Origin of the sequence: Labrys okinawensis (genome assembly GCF_047345005.1) — a bacterium.
GTDB classification, from domain to species: domain Bacteria; phylum Pseudomonadota; class Alphaproteobacteria; order Rhizobiales; family Labraceae; genus Labrys; species Labrys okinawensis.
Genome location: NZ_CP178864.1, coordinates 2,446,313 through 2,460,079, shown reverse-complemented (window position 1 = coordinate 2,460,079; position 13,767 = coordinate 2,446,313). Strand labels below are relative to the sequence as shown.

Below are 13,767 nucleotides of genomic sequence, written 5' to 3'. Positions count from 1 at the left end.
AGTGGCTCGCCTCCCTTTTTGGTGCCGGTCCGGGACCGGGCAAAGTGGTGGCGACATCCCGCCAACAGAAGCGGTAAACGCAGCAAAGAGCAAGAGCCTCTAGGCCACGCTCACCGGCAAATCGGATCGCCTGCCCCATTCGGCCCAGGAGCCGTCGTAGATCGCAATGTCGGTGTAGCCGGCAAGGCGGGCCGCAAAGGCCGGGATGCAGGCCGTGACGCCCGAGCCACAACTGAAGATCAAGCGGCGGCGGGCGCCGATCAGATCGGAGAATATCTGCGCGAGAGTTTCAGCCGGCTTGACAAAGCCGTCCGCCAGCACCGCCTCGAAAGGCAGGTTGAAGGCTCCGGGCATATGGCCACCGCGCAATCCCGCGCGTGGCTCGGGAGCTTCACCGCGGAAGCGGGCCGCCGAACGGGCATCGATCACCGCGCAACTCTCATCCAAAAGCGCCTCGCGGACACGCCCGGCATCGCAAAACCCTGTTTTGTCGGGCCGTGGTGTGAAGTTGCCCCTGCCCGCCGCTTCGGCATGGGAAAGAGCGAGAGGTAGGCCCGACCGGATCCAGCCCGGCAGGCCGCCATCGAGGAGGACCACCCGCTCATGGCCCATGGCCCGGAGCATCGCCCACAGGCGTGCGCTCGCATAGATGCCCTGGCGATCATAGATCACGAGCGCATCACTCCTGCCGATCCCAAGGACGCAGGCGTCGTTTGCAAAGCGCTCGGGCGAGGCCAACATATGGGGCAGGTCCGAATCAGGATCGCAGAACTGGGTATCGAGATCGACACGCAATGCACCTGGGATGACGCCGGCATCCTCTCCCCCGCCTTTTGAGATCGGCGAGCGTAGACTGGCATCGAGGATGATAACGTCATCGCGTCGGCGATTCTCATCGAGCCACGCCGCCGAGACCAGATCCGCCATTATCTCTTGTCCTCTTCCTTCAGCCAGTCGAGACGCAGGAAGCCCTCGCCCTCCTTGGCGAAGAGCGGGGCGAGATAGGCGCCCACCGCACGCAGTTCCTCGTCGAGTTTCCAGGGCGGATTGAGGATGATCATGCCGCAGCCGTTCAGGCGGTCGATGCGCTGAACCTTGTAGCGGCTGAGTTCGAAGCGCAGGATGCGGCCCGCCGGCAGCGCGGCGAGCTTGCGGGCGAAGCTCTCGACCTCGCGCATGCCCTTGATCGGATACCAGACGGCGTAGATGCCCGTGCCCCAGCGCCTCAGCGCGCCGGCAAGGCAGTCAGCGATGACCTTGAACTCATTGTCCTGCTCATAGGGCGGATCGATGAGCACGAGGCCGCGACGCTCCGGCGGGGGCAACAGGCCCGGCAGCAGCTTCCAGGCATCGCCTTCCATCACCTTGACGCGCTTGCTGCGCTCGAAATTGCGGCTGAGACGGCCTGCGTCCTCCGGATGCTTCTCGCAGAAGACGAGATGATCCTGCGCCCGTGTGAGGTCCGCGGCTATCCATGGGGAACCCGGGTAGAGCGGCGGCTTCTGCGCCATCAGAATATTCGAGAGCGCCATCCAGGGCTCGATGAGTTCGGCCACTTCGGGCGTGGGCGGCTGCTCCTTGACGAGCGCCACGCCCTCCTCCCACTCGCCGGTGCGCTGGGCCTCATTCCCCTCGAGATTGTAGAGCCCGGCGCCGGCATGGGTGTCGATGACGCGGAAAGGCGCATCCTTGGCCTTGAGGTGGACGAGGATACGCGCCAGCACGATATGCTTGAGCACATCGGCGAAATTGCCGGCATGGAAGGCGTGGCGGTAATTCATGAGGCGTGACGCGCAGCTGGCGCCCGGCTCTGGCGGCTGATGCAGCCTTCCCACACCGCAACCGCCAGCACGATCACCGTGGTGATGCCGCCGATCATCAGGAGATCGGTGCTGAAGCTGAAGGGCACAGCAATGGCCAGCGCCAGGAGCCCGGCGATGTGGGAGATGGGGATGCGCCCATAGATCAGGCGCTTGTAGATGGCGTTGCCGATGAGATAGATCGCCGGGCCGCCATAGATCACGGCGAGGCCGGCGATGTCGACCGGCTGGTCGGGATGCTTGAGCGAGAGATCGTTGCCCACGGCCGCGACGATCACGCCCGCCACCAGCAGCACATGGAGATAGTGGATATAGGCGCCGAGCTGGCCGGGATTATCCGATTCCACGATCACCTCGGTGGCGTCGCGCGTCGAGGTGTCGAAATAGACCCACCACATCGCAATGCTACCGACGAAAGCGACGAGGAAGGCGATCAGGGCAGGCAGTTCCCAGGACTCCGACTCGGACAAGGTGGCGCCCGTCACCAGGATGGATTCGCCTAGCGCCACGATGACGAAGAGGGCGCAGCGCTCGACGAGATGACCGCCTTCGATGGTCCATTCGCTGCCCGCATCCGAGCGTCCGAGGATGGGAAGCCACAGGCCGAACATCGGCGCGAAATATTCGCATCCCACCGCGATCACCCACAGCACGATACGGACGGATCCCTCCGTCAGGCCGCCGGCGATCCAGAAACAGGCGGCGATGGCGCTCCAGATCATCAGGCGCTGGAAGTTGGCGGTAAGCGGACTGGCGCGCCCGAGCTGGACGAGAGCGAAGGCGGATCGGCCTACCTGCATCGCCGCGATGCAGCAGGCGAAGATCAGCCCCCTCTCGTTGAACGCCTCGGGAATGGCGGCGGCCATGACCAGACCGACAGCCATCAGCACGAAGAGGCAGATGCGGATCGGCGTCTTCTCGGGATCGAACCAGTTGGTAAACCAGCAGGTATATTGCCAGACCAGCCAGACGGCGAACCACAGGATCAGGGTTTCGAGGGCACCGCCCCAGCTGAGATGATGCAGCAACGAGTGCGAAAGCTGCGTCACCGCGAAAACATAGACGAGGTCGAAGAAGAGTTCCGCATAGGAAACCCGCGCCTCATGACCATCGCGTTCGCGCAGAATGCCGCCGTTTCCATGTATTGCCGTCATCGTGTCCTATTCCTCTTGCCCCGGATTCATATCGCCGGGAACGGAGCAAGGTGGCAAGAGCAAAGCATCGTCATCCCGGACGAGCGCAGCGAGATCCGGGACCGTGAGCAAAATAGAGCTCTTTTCGGTTGACGGTCCCGGATCTCGCTGCGCTCGTCCGGGATGACGACTCAGATCCGGATGACGTAGCTCTTGCGGGTGGTCTCCAACACTTCCCAGGTTCCCGCAAAGCCAGGCTCCAGGACCATGGTGTCGCCCGGCCCGAGCTCGACCGCCGGACCGCGGTCTGGCGTGACGATGGAGCGGCCCTCCAGTACGGTGCAGCTCTCCCACTCCTCATAGACGATGCGCCAGCGCCCCGGCGTCGCCTCCCAGATGCCGCCGAACGTCTTGCCATCGGCGCTCTCATAGCTGTTCCAGGTGCGGAAGGTGGGGTTGCCCGCCTCCAGCCTCTCGGGTTTGGGGGCGCCAGCCTCGGCCTTGCCTTCGCCCGTACCCGCGAATTTTATCCAGAGAGCCATGCTGGGGCCTGTCGTCCGCTATGAGAATGGAACGGGCGCAGCAGGGTTGCCGCTGCACCGTCTGGGGACAAGGACGGAAATTGCGACCAGGTCAGCGACAGGAGATAGAGGTCGAAGTCACCCGGGGCGGTACCCAGGATCTCGCGCGCGGACAGGCCGCCGCTCGCCGCCACTATCAAGGGGCGGCGAGCAGGAAGCGGATTACGGACGCGCCATCTTGCAGGCCGGCGCATAAGCGAGGTTATGGTCAGTGCCGTCAAGGCACCATTCCACGCCCCAGCTGAAGCCGATCCAACCGGTGTCCTCGGCGATCGAATAGGAAACGCGGCGGTAATGGCCGTCGGAGGTCAAGGCGCGGGCCACGCAGAAGCGGCGCGGGATATAGTCGGTGCCCCAGGGCTCGAAGGCGATCTGGCGCGACTCGTCGATCTGCTGGATCGTCAGCGTGGAGTTCCAGTAATTGGCCTCCTTCGCGGCGAAGCGCGAGCTAATCCTGCCGGTCACGGCCGGATCGCTGCATTGCGGCAGCACGCCGTCGTAATTCGGACCAGACAGCCAGAAGTTCTTCTCCAGGGCCGAGGCGGCAAGCGCCGGCACGCAGGAAGCAGCCAGCAAAGCGGCGGCAACAAAACCGGCAATACGCATGGTGAGAATCCTTGATTGATCAACTGATTGACTCTGTGCGTGGCAAGGCCGGTCGTCAAGCGGCATGCCGCCATATCTTGCCACGGAATTGCCGTCTTTCGCCATAGCGGCGTGATGGCATCCGGCGCGAGATGTTCTTTTTACGGGCTTGGTGTTTTTGTGCCGATCGGCAGGCAAGCTCCTCCTCATCTCTTGGCAAGATCACCCGCGGCATGGAAGCCTTGTGCCGTCATTCCCCCCGCAAGGCATTCCGACGTCATGCTCATCGCCCAACTTTCCGACCCGCATCTAAGGCCCAAAGGCGTGCTCTATCACGGCGCCGTCGACTCCAACGCCATGTTCTCAGCGGCCATCGAGCACCTCAACCGCCTGTCGCCACAGCCGGATCTCGTTCTCGTCAGTGGCGATATCGTGGATGAAGGTGCGCCGGAGGAATACGAACTCGCGCGCGAGCTGCTTTCAGCGATCCGACAGCCGCTGCTGGTCATTCCCGGCAATCACGACGAGCGCGAAGCCTTCCGCCACAGCTTTGCCGACCTCGACACCACAAGCCGATCGGGTCCGCTGCACTTTGCGGTCGGCGATTTTGGCCCGGTGCGAATCCTCGGCCTCGACATCACCGTGCCCGGCCTCCATCACGGCGATCTCGACGATGACGCCGCCGCATGGCTGGAGCGGCAGCTTGGCGCGGCTCCGGGCCGGCCAACCATCGTATTGATGCACCAACCGCCCTTTGCCTGCGGCATTCCGTATATCGACGAGTATTGGTGCCGCAATGGTGAACGGCTGGCGGCGCTGATCGCGCGATTCCCCAATGTCGAGCGCATCGCTTGCGGCCATGTGCACCGCTTCATGCAGTTGCGCTTCGGCGGCACCCTGCTCTGCACGGCGCCGAGCACCACGACGGCCATCGCGCTGCGCCTCCAAGCCGATGCTGAGCCGGCTTCCTATCTCGAGCCGCCGGCCTTTCTGCTGCATCATTGGAAGGAAGAGGCTGGTCTCATCACTCACCTGGTGCCGATCGGACGATTTCCTGGCCCGTTCGATTTCGCGTGAAGCCACCAGGCGAACATGCTTAGGAATCGTTGGCAAATAAGTCTTGCTGTCATCCCCGGCCGAGCCGCTCTCGAGCGAAGCGAGAGAGGGTGAGGAAAAGGGGATCCAGGAGCAAAAGCTCCGCCTTTGGTCCCTGGATCCCCTTCCCGCGCTGCGCGCGCCGGGGATGACAGTCTCACACCGATTCACTTATTCTTCGACGTTTCCCTAACTCGATCCAGGATTAGGAAGGAACCGACGTCCATGTCCAAGCTGTCCATGAAGGGCCAATGCCGCTGCGGCCAGTGCCGTTTCGAGGTGAGCGCCCGGCCGCTGATGGCCTCGGCCTGCCATTGCCGCGGTTGCCAGCGCATGACGGCGAGCGCCTATTCGCTGACCCTGACTGTGCCGAGCAAGGGCTTCGCCGTCACCGCCGGCGAGCCGGTTATCGGCGGCATGCACGGTGCCACCGGCCATTATTTCTGCCCCTATTGCATGAGCTGGATGTTCACCCGCCCGGACGGCTTCGAGGATTTCGTCAATGTGCGCCCTACCCTGCTCGACGACCACAGCTGGTTCTGGCCCTATATCGAAGTCAACACCGCGGAGAAGATTACGTGGGCGATGACCTCGGCCGTGCACAGCTACCCCAAGGAACCGGACTTCACCGAATATCCGGCCTTGATTGCCGAATACACCAAGCATGGCGCCCGAGCGCCGATGTAGGGCGCAAAGGGTGTCCCAACTCTAGCTACTTCGGCCATGTGGGAGTGGTGGGATCACACGAGGCAATAATGGTGCAGGCATGAAAGCCTGCACGCACCAACTTTGCAGGGCGAGGCGCAAGATTGGAGTGGCGATTTCCAATCGCCATCCTGGAAACGTCGCGTCTGCATGAGAGGGAAATGGCAGTCGGAGACTGCCACTCCGCATTTGGTGCCTCCCTGCACGATGTTGGTGCCATAGACTTACCCCGTCACAATTTTGTCAGGAAACCAAGTTGTTTTGCGACTGCACCGAACAGGCTTAAAACGGGCTTCATGAAGAACAGCGCCGATTCGACCATGCAGAAATTCCCGACCGCCCGCGAGGCCGCTCTGGCGCTGCGTCCGGATGAGCCCGTCTATGGCTTCCGCCCACAGGTGCTGGCCGCCGATGCGCGCGAATTCATGGCGCTCTTTCCCGGGAAGACGGCCTATGCGGTCAAGACCAATGGCGAGCCTATGATCCTGAAGGTGCTGGCCGAGGCCGGCATCAAGAGTTTCGATGTGGCGAGCCCGGCGGAGTTCGAGGCGGCACGCGAGGCGGCGCCGGGTTGCGAGCTCCTCTACATGCACCCGGTGAAGGCTCAGTCGCATATCCGCCTGGCGCTGGAGACCTATGGCATCCGCGATCTTTCGCTCGACCATGAGGACGAGGTCGCCAAGATCCTGCGCATCGTGCGGGCGCTCGATATCCCGCCCGAGGAGATCACGCTGTTCCTGCGTCTCGCCACCAAGGGCGCGGCGGCCTACGAGTTGTCCAAGAAGTTCGGCGCGACACCCACCCATGCTGTCGAACTGCTCGATCGCATGGCCGGCATCGGCTTCAAGACGGGCATCGCCTTCCATGTCGGCTCGCAGGTCGAGGATCCCGAGACTTACGAGCGTGGGCTCGCCTCCGTCGCCTGGGTGCGCTCGCGCATCAAGGAGGACATCGTCGAGCTTGATATAGGCGGCGGCTTTCCGGCCCAATACGGCATGGATCCGAAGAAGAAGGGTTCCAATTCCACCACGCCGACCACGCAGGCGCTGATGCGGCAGATCACCGCCGACATCGCCGACTGGAAGCTTGACGACCTGCCGCTGGTGGCCGAACCCGGCCGCGTGATCGTGGCGCGCTGCCTTTCCGTTCTGGTGCGCGTGATGCTGAAGAAGGGCCAGCGCCTCTACATCAACGACGGCGTCTGGGCCTCGCTCTCCGACTCCTGGACCGGCAAGCTGCTGCTGCCGACACGCTTCATCCCCGATCCCGCCCGCAAGCGCCGCAACGGCTCGCCCGACAAGCTGCTGCCCTTCCGCGTCTGCGGCGCCACCTGCGATTCCGTCGATATCCTGACGCGGCCCTTCTACCTGCCCGAGACTATCGACACCGGCGACTGGATCGAAATCGGCCATATCGGCGCCTATTCCCTCGGCCTGCGCACCCGATTCAACGGCTTCTACCCCGACAAGTTCGTGGAGCTTGAAACGCCCTTCGACGAAGAGCCAGGCGTGAGCGTCCCGATCGCGGCGGAATGAGTCTCGACCGCCGCGCCCGAGGCGCATGCGCTGAGCCATGGCTCGGCAGATACTAAGGCTCGCACAATAAATAAAGCCGGATCTGGTCCCCGAAACGATTGCCCGAAGCAAAGTCCTTCCCTAAGATTACATGAAGTTAATTTACTTGTAGGTTTACTATTAGGGGGCCTTTGTGCGTCGCATGCTTGCAGTTTCGGCTATTTGCCTCGCAACAGCCGCTTGTGCGCCTGGAGGAGCGACGCTTACGCCAGCTTCAAACCCGGCGCTTGCCTCCCAAGGATGGCAAGACGCGCATTTATCTCTTCCTGGCGTCGCTTATGGAACTCATTTCGACAAATTTCTCATCTGCAAGACAGCATCTTGCGGCGGCCCAGGCTTTGTCATGGCGGGTTATAAGCCTCTTCCTGGCAATTTGGCGACGAGCTATCGACTTTTGATGACCAATCGCCAGATAACGGATGCGAAGTTACTTGCGGCGCTACAAGTTTCGTTTGCTACTTCGCCCGTGGTAGCAGCAATCAATGGCCAGGTTACCAGCGCACATAAAACGCCAACTTCCATGGCTGCGACCGTCACCTGCAACAAGTCCTTTCCCGTTGCCGGCAAGGTCGATTGCGTCGGGCGCGTTACTATAACCGAAGATCGTATTTCCATCCAATTGGGCGGAGGCCCCACGCCCGCCAAAGCCCGCGAACGTCTGCGGATGGCCGGCGGTTGAGCAGGCGCCGCCTAGCCTATAACCGCTCAATGACGCTCGTGCAAACACTTGCCGTGGTCGGCGAGGATCTCGATCACGCGGCATTCGTCGACGCGGCCGTGTTCGCAGCCTGTCACCATGCGTTCCAGCTCTGTCTTGAGCGCGAGCAGGCTGGTGATGCGCTGCTCCACTTCGACGAGGCGCGCGCGAGCGATTGAGTCGGCGGTGGCGCAGGACTGCGCCGGGTTATCCTGCAACTCCAGAAGTGCGCGGATGGAATCGACGTCGAAGCCGAGTTCCCGTGCGTGGCGGATGAAGGCGAGCCGCCGCACGTCGCCCTTCTGATAGAGACGTCGGTTACCGTCGGTGCGCGGCGGTTCCGGCAGGAGGCCGACCTGCTCATAATAGCGGATCGTGGGCACTTTCACGCCGCTCCGCCGCGCTGCCTCGCCAATCGCCACACCTGCCGTGCTCATTTCGCTTGCTCCTCTAGCCACTAGAGGATGTAAATATTCGCGCGAAACATGCAAGGGCTTTGATTTCTCTGGGATTTCGCAAATGACCGCTGCGGCGAAGGAAACGCGCTACCGCATCGAGGGCATGGATTGCGCCTCCTGCGCAACCAAGATCGACACCGCCGTGCGCCGCGTGGCGGGTGTTGAAGATGTTTCGGTTTCGGTATCGGCTGGCACCATGACGGTGCAGCATGGCGAAAGCCAGGATCTGGCGGTGATCGAGGACCGTGTCCGCAGCCTGGGTTACGGGCTTGCGACGATAAGCGCAGGCGCCGCCACGGCTCCCAGGCCGTCTCATGATCACGGCCGTCATCACCACGATCACGACCATGATGGGCATGATCACGCGGATCACGACCACGCGGGCCACGACCATGACCACGGCCATAAGCATGACGACAAGGAGGAGGCACTCGCCGGTCTGCACGGCCACGACCATGGCCCGAGCACGGGGCCGTGGTGGCAATCCGCCAAGGGGCGGCTGACCATTGCCGCTGCGCTGGCCCTCGTGGCGGCCTACGGCATCGGCCATCTCTTCCCTGCCATCGAGCGCTGGGTCTTCGACGCCGCCATGCTGGTCGGCCTCATCCCGATCGCGCGCCGTGCCTTCATGGCGGCACGCTATGGCACGCCCTTCTCCATCGAGATGCTGATGACGATCGCCGCGGTCGGCGCCGTCATCATCGGCGCGAGCGAGGAAGCGGCCACCGTAGTGCTGCTCTTCCTGATCGGCGAATTGCTCGAAGGCGTCGCTGCCGGCAGGGCGCGGGCGAGCATCCAGTCGCTCACCACCTTGGTGCCCAAGACGGCGCTTCTTGAAGAAGTCGGCAAGACCCGCGAGATCGACGCTGAAACGCTGGCCATCGGCGCCACCATCCTGGTGCGCCCGGGTGATCGTATCCCGGCGGACGGTGTCATCCTCACGGGCGAGAGCGCCATCGACGAGGCGCCGGTCACCGGCGAGAGCACGCTGGTGCGCAAGGGGCCAGAAGCCACCGTCTTTGCGGGCACCATGAATGGCGACGGCGCGCTGCGCATCCGTGTGTCGGCCGCTGCGGCGGACAACACCATTGCCCGCGTGGTCAAGCTGGTCGAGGAGGCACAGGAAAAGAAGGCGCCCACCGAACGCTTCATCGACCGTTTCTCGCGCTATTACACGCCGGGCGTGGTGGTGGTCGCGGCGCTCGTCGCCTGCCTGCCGCCCCTGCTCGCCGGCGCCAGCTGGAGCGAATGGATCTACAAAGGCCTGGCGATCCTGCTGATCGGCTGCCCATGCGCCCTGGTGATCTCGACGCCGGCCGCCATCGCCGCCTCCCTGTCCACCGGGGCACGCCGGGGCTTGCTGCTCAAGGGCGGCGCCGTGCTGGAGACCGTTGGCAAGATCACTGCCGCCGCTTTCGACAAGACGGGCACGCTCACTGAGGGCAAGCCCAAAGTGACCGACATCGTCGCCCTTGGCGGGACAGAAGCAGAGGTATTGCGCCTTGCCGCCGCGCTCGAAACCGGCTCCAGCCATCCGCTCGCCATCGCCATCCTGGCGAAGGCGGGCGAACAGGGCATCGCTGCGCCCGTGGTCGCCGATGCCAGAGCGCTCGGTGGCAAGGGGGTGAGCGGAACGGTGGAGGGCAAGTCCGTGTTCCTCGGCTCCGCCAAGGCGGCGGTCGCACAGGCCTCCTTGTCCGCCGATGCGCTGGCATGCATCGAGACATTGAACGACGACGGCAAGACGGTGTCGGTGCTGCTCGTCGAGGGCGCTCCCGCCGGCCTCATCGCCATGCGCGACGAACCGCGGACCGATGCGCTGGCCGGCCTTGAGGCCCTGCGCCAGGCCGGCGTGCGCACGCTGATGCTCACCGGCGACAATGCGCGCACCGCCGCGGCCATCGGCAAGACCTTGGGGCTCGAGGTCCATGCGGAATTGCTGCCCGAGGACAAGCAGCGCATCGTCAATGAGCTGCGCCGGCAGGGACAGACGGTGGCAAAAATCGGCGACGGCATCAACGACGCCCCGGCCCTCGCGGCGGCGGATGTCGGCATCGCCATGGGCGGCGGCACCGATGTGGCGCTGGAGACGGCCGACGCCGCCGTTCTGCATGGCCGTGTCGCCGATGTCGCAGGCATGGTCGATCTCTCCAAGCGAACCATGGCCAACATCCACCAGAACATCGCCATCGCACTCGGCCTGAAGGCGGTCTTCCTGGTCACCACCATTGCCGGCATCACCGGCCTGTGGCCCGCCATCCTGGCGGATACCGGGGCAACGGTGCTGGTAACGATGAATGCATTGAGGCTGCTGAAGGCGAAGGTGTAATTCTCTGGGATCGCAGGCATCCCTGCCTGCTCTTCGAAACGTCGCGCTTGCGAGATGGGAAGAGGCAGGCAAGGATGCGTGCGATCCCAGGAACGACTCCGGCGTTCCGCCCTTCTTGACATCCCCAACCTTCGCTCGTATATAGCCAACAAGTTAAATAACCATTTGGCTATATACTATGCCCGACCTCCTCAGCGAAACCTTCTCGGCCCTCGCCGATCCCACCCGCCGGGCGATCCTGGCCCGGCTGGCGCTGGGAGAGGCCACCGTCACCGAATTGTCGGAGCCCTTCTCGCTCACCCAGCCTGCGATCTCCAAACATCTCAAGGTGCTGGAGCGCGTCGGCCTGATTACGCGCGGTCGCACGGCCCAGTGGCGGCCTTGCCGGCTCGAGGCGGCGCCGCTGAAGGGCGCCTTCGACTGGGTCGAGCATTACCGCCGCTTCTGGGATGAAAGCTTCGACCGCCTCGACGACTACCTCGCCACGATCCAAAGCAAGGAGAGCGACAATGGCCGCGACAAGTAACGCCACGCTGGCTGCGAGCGAGCGCGAGCTCACCATCACCCGCCTGTTCAAGGCCCCGCGAGACCTCGTCTTCAGCGCATGGACGGATGCAGAGCATCTTGCGCATTGGCCCGGCCCGAAAGGCTTCACCGCCACGCCCGACAAGTTCGACTGCCGGACCGGAGGCTTCTTCCGTACCTGCCTGCATGCCCCCGACGGCGGCGATCACTGGGTCCAGGGGACTTATCTGGAAGTCTCGCCGCCCGACCGCCTGGTCTTCACCCATGCCTGGGAGGATGGCGGCGGCCGTCCCGGTCCGCAAACCATCGTGACGGTCACGCTACAGGATGAGGCCGGCCAGACCCGCATGCATTTCCATCAGGCCCTGTTCGAGAGCCGCGCCTCGCGCGACGGCCATCAGGGTGGCTGGAACGAGAGCTTCGACCGGCTCGCAGCCTGGCTCGAGGAAGCACAGTCATGAAACTCTATTATTGCGAGACCCTCAATCCGCGCAAAGCCTGCGCCGTCGCCCGCCTTCTCGGCTCGCCCGTCGAATTCGTGCGGGTGGATTTGCCGCATGGCGAGCATCGTCAGGCGCCCTTCCTCGCCATCAACCCGAATGGCCGCGTGCCGGTGCTGCGGGACGGTGACTGGTCGCTGTGGGAGGCCAACGCAATCATGTGCCATCTTTCGGACTTGGCCGGCGCGGATCTCTGGCCGCATGACCGGCGCCAGATCGAGGTGATGCGCTGGCTGAGCTGGGACAGCCAGCATTTCACCCGCCACACCGGCACACTGTGGTTCGAGCATGTGGTGAAGCCCCATATCGGCATGGGCGAACCGGATAGGGCGATAGTCGCCGCCGCCCTGGCCGAAACCCACCGCTCGGCCCGCCTCCTCGACGATCATTTTGACGGTCGCACCCATGTGGTGGGCGATGCTCTGACCGTTGCCGATTTTGCCCTCGCCTCGGCTCTGCCGGACGCCGGAGCTGCCCGCATTCCACTCGACGACTACCCCAATATCCGCCGCTGGCATGATCGTCTCAACGAGCTGGAGGCCTGGCGCCAACCTTTCCCCTCACGACCGCATACCGAGGCGGCTGCCTGATCGAGCCGCCTCGCACTATCGCGCCTTGGCACACCGGTCAGGCGGCGGCCGACTGGCTGTCGGGGCGCACGGCCTGGGTGAAGTCCTCGATCAGCGAACGCGTGATGGCAGCCGGCGTGTAGCGATGGCCTCTAACCTCGGAGACGGGCGTTACTTCCGCCGCTGTTCCCGTGATGAAGCACTCGCTGAAATCGTCGAGTTCGTCGGGCATGATGCGCCGCTCGACCACTTCCAGGCCGCGCGCCTTGGCAAGGCCGATCACCGTCTGGCGCGTGATGCCATCGAGGAAGCAGTCGGCAATCGGCGTGTGGATCTTGCCGTCCTTGATGAAGAAGACATTGGCGCCCGTGCATTCGGCGATGCGTCCCTGCCAGTCGAACATCAGCGCATCGGCATAGCCGTCACGCTCGGCGCGATGCTTGGAGATGGTGCAGATCATGTAGAGACCGGCGGCCTTGGACAGCGAGGGCGCCGTCTTCGGATCGGGGCGGCGATATTCGGCGATGTCGAGGCGGATGCCCTTCATCTTGGTGGCCATGTCGAACATGCTCGGCCATTCCCACACGGCGATGGCGGTGTGAGTGGTGGCGTTCTGGGCTGCAACCGCCATCATCTCCGAACCGCGCCAGGCGACCGGGCGGACATAAGCGTCCTTCAACCCGTTCTTCTCAAGCACGAGATGCTTGGCAGCGTCGAGTTCGGCCACCGAATAGGGGATCTTGAAATCGAGATATTCGGCGGAGCGCTGGAAGCGGGCGGAGTGCTCGCATGACTTGAAGATCTTGCCGCCATAGGCGCGCTCGCCCTCGAAGACTGCGCCGCCATAATGCAGGCCATGAGACAGGACATGCAGCTTGGCATCGCCCCAGGCCAGCATCTGGCCATCCAGCCAGATAAAGCCTTCCCGTTGATCGAAGGGCAAGATCGACATGGTAGATCCTCCAGCGCTCCGCGCTTTGTTATGTCCGTGCCTTCCCGGCGCGGAAACTGTTCCGACTGGCCACAGAATAGGACTTCGCCGGCTTGAAAACCACCGGCCCTTGCGGGCCGGACATGACAATATTCGTCCGTCGCTTTTGCGTCGGGGGGCAAATCCCCTTATGATTCAGACGGCAGGAAACTTCCAATCCCGTTCGGCGGAACATCCTTTCGCCGCAAGCCCCGTTTGCGTAACG

15 protein-coding genes are annotated in these 13,767 nt (G+C 63.6%); 8 read left to right on the top strand and 7 right to left on the bottom strand.

Annotation, left to right across the window (positions count from 1 at the left end; translation table 11 throughout):
• Nucleotides 1-99: 99 nt before the first annotated feature.
• From ACMDCR_RS11595 to ACMDCR_RS11575, 5 genes are all read right to left on the bottom strand, one after another.
• Nucleotides 100-927, bottom strand: a complete 828-nt coding sequence (locus tag ACMDCR_RS11595) for a sulfurtransferase (protein WP_413992674.1) — start codon at nucleotides 925-927, stop codon at nucleotides 100-102.
• Nucleotides 927-1,781, bottom strand: coding sequence for a 23S rRNA (adenine(2030)-N(6))-methyltransferase RlmJ (locus ACMDCR_RS11590; RefSeq protein WP_413992673.1), 855 nt, complete (start codon nucleotides 1,779-1,781; stop codon nucleotides 927-929). The genes ACMDCR_RS11595 and ACMDCR_RS11590 overlap by 1 nt, the downstream gene beginning before the upstream one ends.
• Nucleotides 1,778-2,974 (bottom strand): low temperature requirement protein A, encoded by a 1,197-nt coding sequence (locus ACMDCR_RS11585; protein WP_413992672.1) that lies wholly within the window; start codon nucleotides 2,972-2,974, stop codon nucleotides 1,778-1,780. The genes ACMDCR_RS11590 and ACMDCR_RS11585 overlap by 4 nt, the downstream gene beginning before the upstream one ends.
• A gap of 170 nt (nucleotides 2,975-3,144) precedes the next feature.
• Nucleotides 3,145-3,495 (bottom strand): cupin domain-containing protein, encoded by a 351-nt coding sequence (locus ACMDCR_RS11580; protein ID WP_413992671.1) that lies wholly within the window; start codon nucleotides 3,493-3,495, stop codon nucleotides 3,145-3,147.
• Nucleotides 3,496-3,696: 201 nt separating this feature from the next.
• Complete coding sequence (locus ACMDCR_RS11575) at nucleotides 3,697-4,140, bottom strand: hypothetical protein (protein WP_413992670.1); 444 nt, start codon at nucleotides 4,138-4,140, stop codon at nucleotides 3,697-3,699.
• Between the two features lie 258 nt (nucleotides 4,141-4,398).
• On the opposite strand from ACMDCR_RS11575, the gene ACMDCR_RS11570 reads away from it, so the two are divergent.
• The 4 genes from ACMDCR_RS11570 (at nucleotide 4,399) to ACMDCR_RS11555 (ending at nucleotide 8,172) form a co-directional block, all read left to right on the top strand.
• Nucleotides 4,399-5,196 (top strand): phosphodiesterase, encoded by a 798-nt coding sequence (locus ACMDCR_RS11570; RefSeq protein ID WP_413992669.1) that lies wholly within the window; start codon nucleotides 4,399-4,401, stop codon nucleotides 5,194-5,196.
• Nucleotides 5,197-5,439: 243 nt separating this feature from the next.
• On the top strand, nucleotides 5,440-5,901 hold the full coding sequence (locus ACMDCR_RS11565) for a GFA family protein (RefSeq protein ID WP_413992668.1): 462 nt from the start codon (nucleotides 5,440-5,442) through the stop codon (nucleotides 5,899-5,901).
• 338 nt (nucleotides 5,902-6,239) lie between these two features.
• Nucleotides 6,240-7,454, top strand: coding sequence for an ornithine decarboxylase (locus tag ACMDCR_RS11560; RefSeq protein WP_413993593.1), 1,215 nt, complete (start codon nucleotides 6,240-6,242; stop codon nucleotides 7,452-7,454).
• 181 nt (nucleotides 7,455-7,635) lie between these two features.
• The gene (locus tag ACMDCR_RS11555; protein WP_413992667.1) at nucleotides 7,636-8,172 is read left to right on the top strand and encodes a hypothetical protein; all 537 of its coding nucleotides are present in this window, start codon (nucleotides 7,636-7,638) and stop codon (nucleotides 8,170-8,172) included.
• A gap of 26 nt (nucleotides 8,173-8,198) precedes the next feature.
• Here ACMDCR_RS11555 and ACMDCR_RS11550 read toward each other — a convergent pair whose 3' ends face one another.
• Nucleotides 8,199-8,627 carry a MerR family transcriptional regulator gene (locus ACMDCR_RS11550; RefSeq protein ID WP_413992666.1) on the bottom strand — a complete coding sequence of 143 codons (429 nt, stop codon included), beginning with the start codon at nucleotides 8,625-8,627 and terminating at the stop codon, nucleotides 8,199-8,201.
• Between the two features lie 82 nt (nucleotides 8,628-8,709).
• On the opposite strand from ACMDCR_RS11550, the gene ACMDCR_RS11545 reads away from it, so the two are divergent.
• From ACMDCR_RS11545 to ACMDCR_RS11530, 4 genes are all read left to right on the top strand, one after another.
• Nucleotides 8,710-10,977 (top strand): heavy metal translocating P-type ATPase, encoded by a 2,268-nt coding sequence (locus ACMDCR_RS11545; RefSeq protein ID WP_413992665.1) that lies wholly within the window; start codon nucleotides 8,710-8,712, stop codon nucleotides 10,975-10,977.
• 178 nt (nucleotides 10,978-11,155) lie between these two features.
• The gene (locus tag ACMDCR_RS11540; protein WP_413992664.1) at nucleotides 11,156-11,503 is read left to right on the top strand and encodes an ArsR/SmtB family transcription factor; all 348 of its coding nucleotides are present in this window, start codon (nucleotides 11,156-11,158) and stop codon (nucleotides 11,501-11,503) included.
• A complete protein-coding gene (locus tag ACMDCR_RS11535) occupies nucleotides 11,487-11,963 on the top strand; it encodes an SRPBCC family protein (protein ID WP_413992663.1) in 477 nt (158 codons plus the stop codon). Before ACMDCR_RS11540 ends, ACMDCR_RS11535 begins: the two co-directional genes overlap by 17 nt.
• Entirely contained in the window at nucleotides 11,960-12,592 is a 633-nt protein-coding gene (locus tag ACMDCR_RS11530; protein ID WP_413992662.1) for a glutathione S-transferase family protein, read from the top strand. The genes ACMDCR_RS11535 and ACMDCR_RS11530 overlap by 4 nt, the downstream gene beginning before the upstream one ends.
• A gap of 37 nt (nucleotides 12,593-12,629) precedes the next feature.
• Here the strand turns inward: ACMDCR_RS11530 and ACMDCR_RS11525 are convergent, their stop codons facing one another.
• Entirely contained in the window at nucleotides 12,630-13,523 is an 894-nt protein-coding gene (locus tag ACMDCR_RS11525; RefSeq protein ID WP_413992661.1) for a branched-chain amino acid aminotransferase, read from the bottom strand.
• Nucleotides 13,524-13,767: the final 244 nt, after the last annotated feature.

Excerpts from the sequence above, each read along its gene's own strand:
- ACMDCR_RS11595 (WP_413992674.1), bottom strand. The coding sequence starts at position 927 with ATGGCGGATCTGGTCTCGGCGGCGTGGCTCGATGAGAATCGCCGACGC.
- ACMDCR_RS11570 (WP_413992669.1), top strand. The coding sequence starts at position 4,399 with ATGCTCATCGCCCAACTTTCCGACCCGCATCTAAGGCCCAAAGGCGTG.
- ACMDCR_RS11550 (WP_413992666.1), bottom strand. The coding sequence starts at position 8,627 with ATGAGCACGGCAGGTGTGGCGATTGGCGAGGCAGCGCGGCGGAGCGGC.
- ACMDCR_RS11540 (WP_413992664.1), top strand. The coding sequence starts at position 11,156 with ATGCCCGACCTCCTCAGCGAAACCTTCTCGGCCCTCGCCGATCCCACC.
- ACMDCR_RS11535 (WP_413992663.1), top strand. The coding sequence starts at position 11,487 with ATGGCCGCGACAAGTAACGCCACGCTGGCTGCGAGCGAGCGCGAGCTC.
- ACMDCR_RS11565 (WP_413992668.1), top strand. The coding sequence starts at position 5,440 with ATGTCCAAGCTGTCCATGAAGGGCCAATGCCGCTGCGGCCAGTGCCGT.
- ACMDCR_RS11530 (WP_413992662.1), top strand. The coding sequence starts at position 11,960 with ATGAAACTCTATTATTGCGAGACCCTCAATCCGCGCAAAGCCTGCGCC.
- ACMDCR_RS11580 (WP_413992671.1), bottom strand. The coding sequence starts at position 3,495 with ATGGCTCTCTGGATAAAATTCGCGGGTACGGGCGAAGGCAAGGCCGAG.
- ACMDCR_RS11575 (WP_413992670.1), bottom strand. The coding sequence starts at position 4,140 with ATGCGTATTGCCGGTTTTGTTGCCGCCGCTTTGCTGGCTGCTTCCTGC.
- ACMDCR_RS11555 (WP_413992667.1), top strand. The coding sequence starts at position 7,636 with ATGCTTGCAGTTTCGGCTATTTGCCTCGCAACAGCCGCTTGTGCGCCT.
- ACMDCR_RS11585 (WP_413992672.1), bottom strand. The coding sequence starts at position 2,974 with ATGACGGCAATACATGGAAACGGCGGCATTCTGCGCGAACGCGATGGT.
- ACMDCR_RS11590 (WP_413992673.1), bottom strand. The coding sequence starts at position 1,781 with ATGAATTACCGCCACGCCTTCCATGCCGGCAATTTCGCCGATGTGCTC.
- ACMDCR_RS11525 (WP_413992661.1), bottom strand. The coding sequence starts at position 13,523 with ATGTCGATCTTGCCCTTCGATCAACGGGAAGGCTTTATCTGGCTGGAT.
- ACMDCR_RS11560 (WP_413993593.1), top strand. The coding sequence starts at position 6,240 with ATGCAGAAATTCCCGACCGCCCGCGAGGCCGCTCTGGCGCTGCGTCCG.
- ACMDCR_RS11545 (WP_413992665.1), top strand. The coding sequence starts at position 8,710 with ATGACCGCTGCGGCGAAGGAAACGCGCTACCGCATCGAGGGCATGGAT.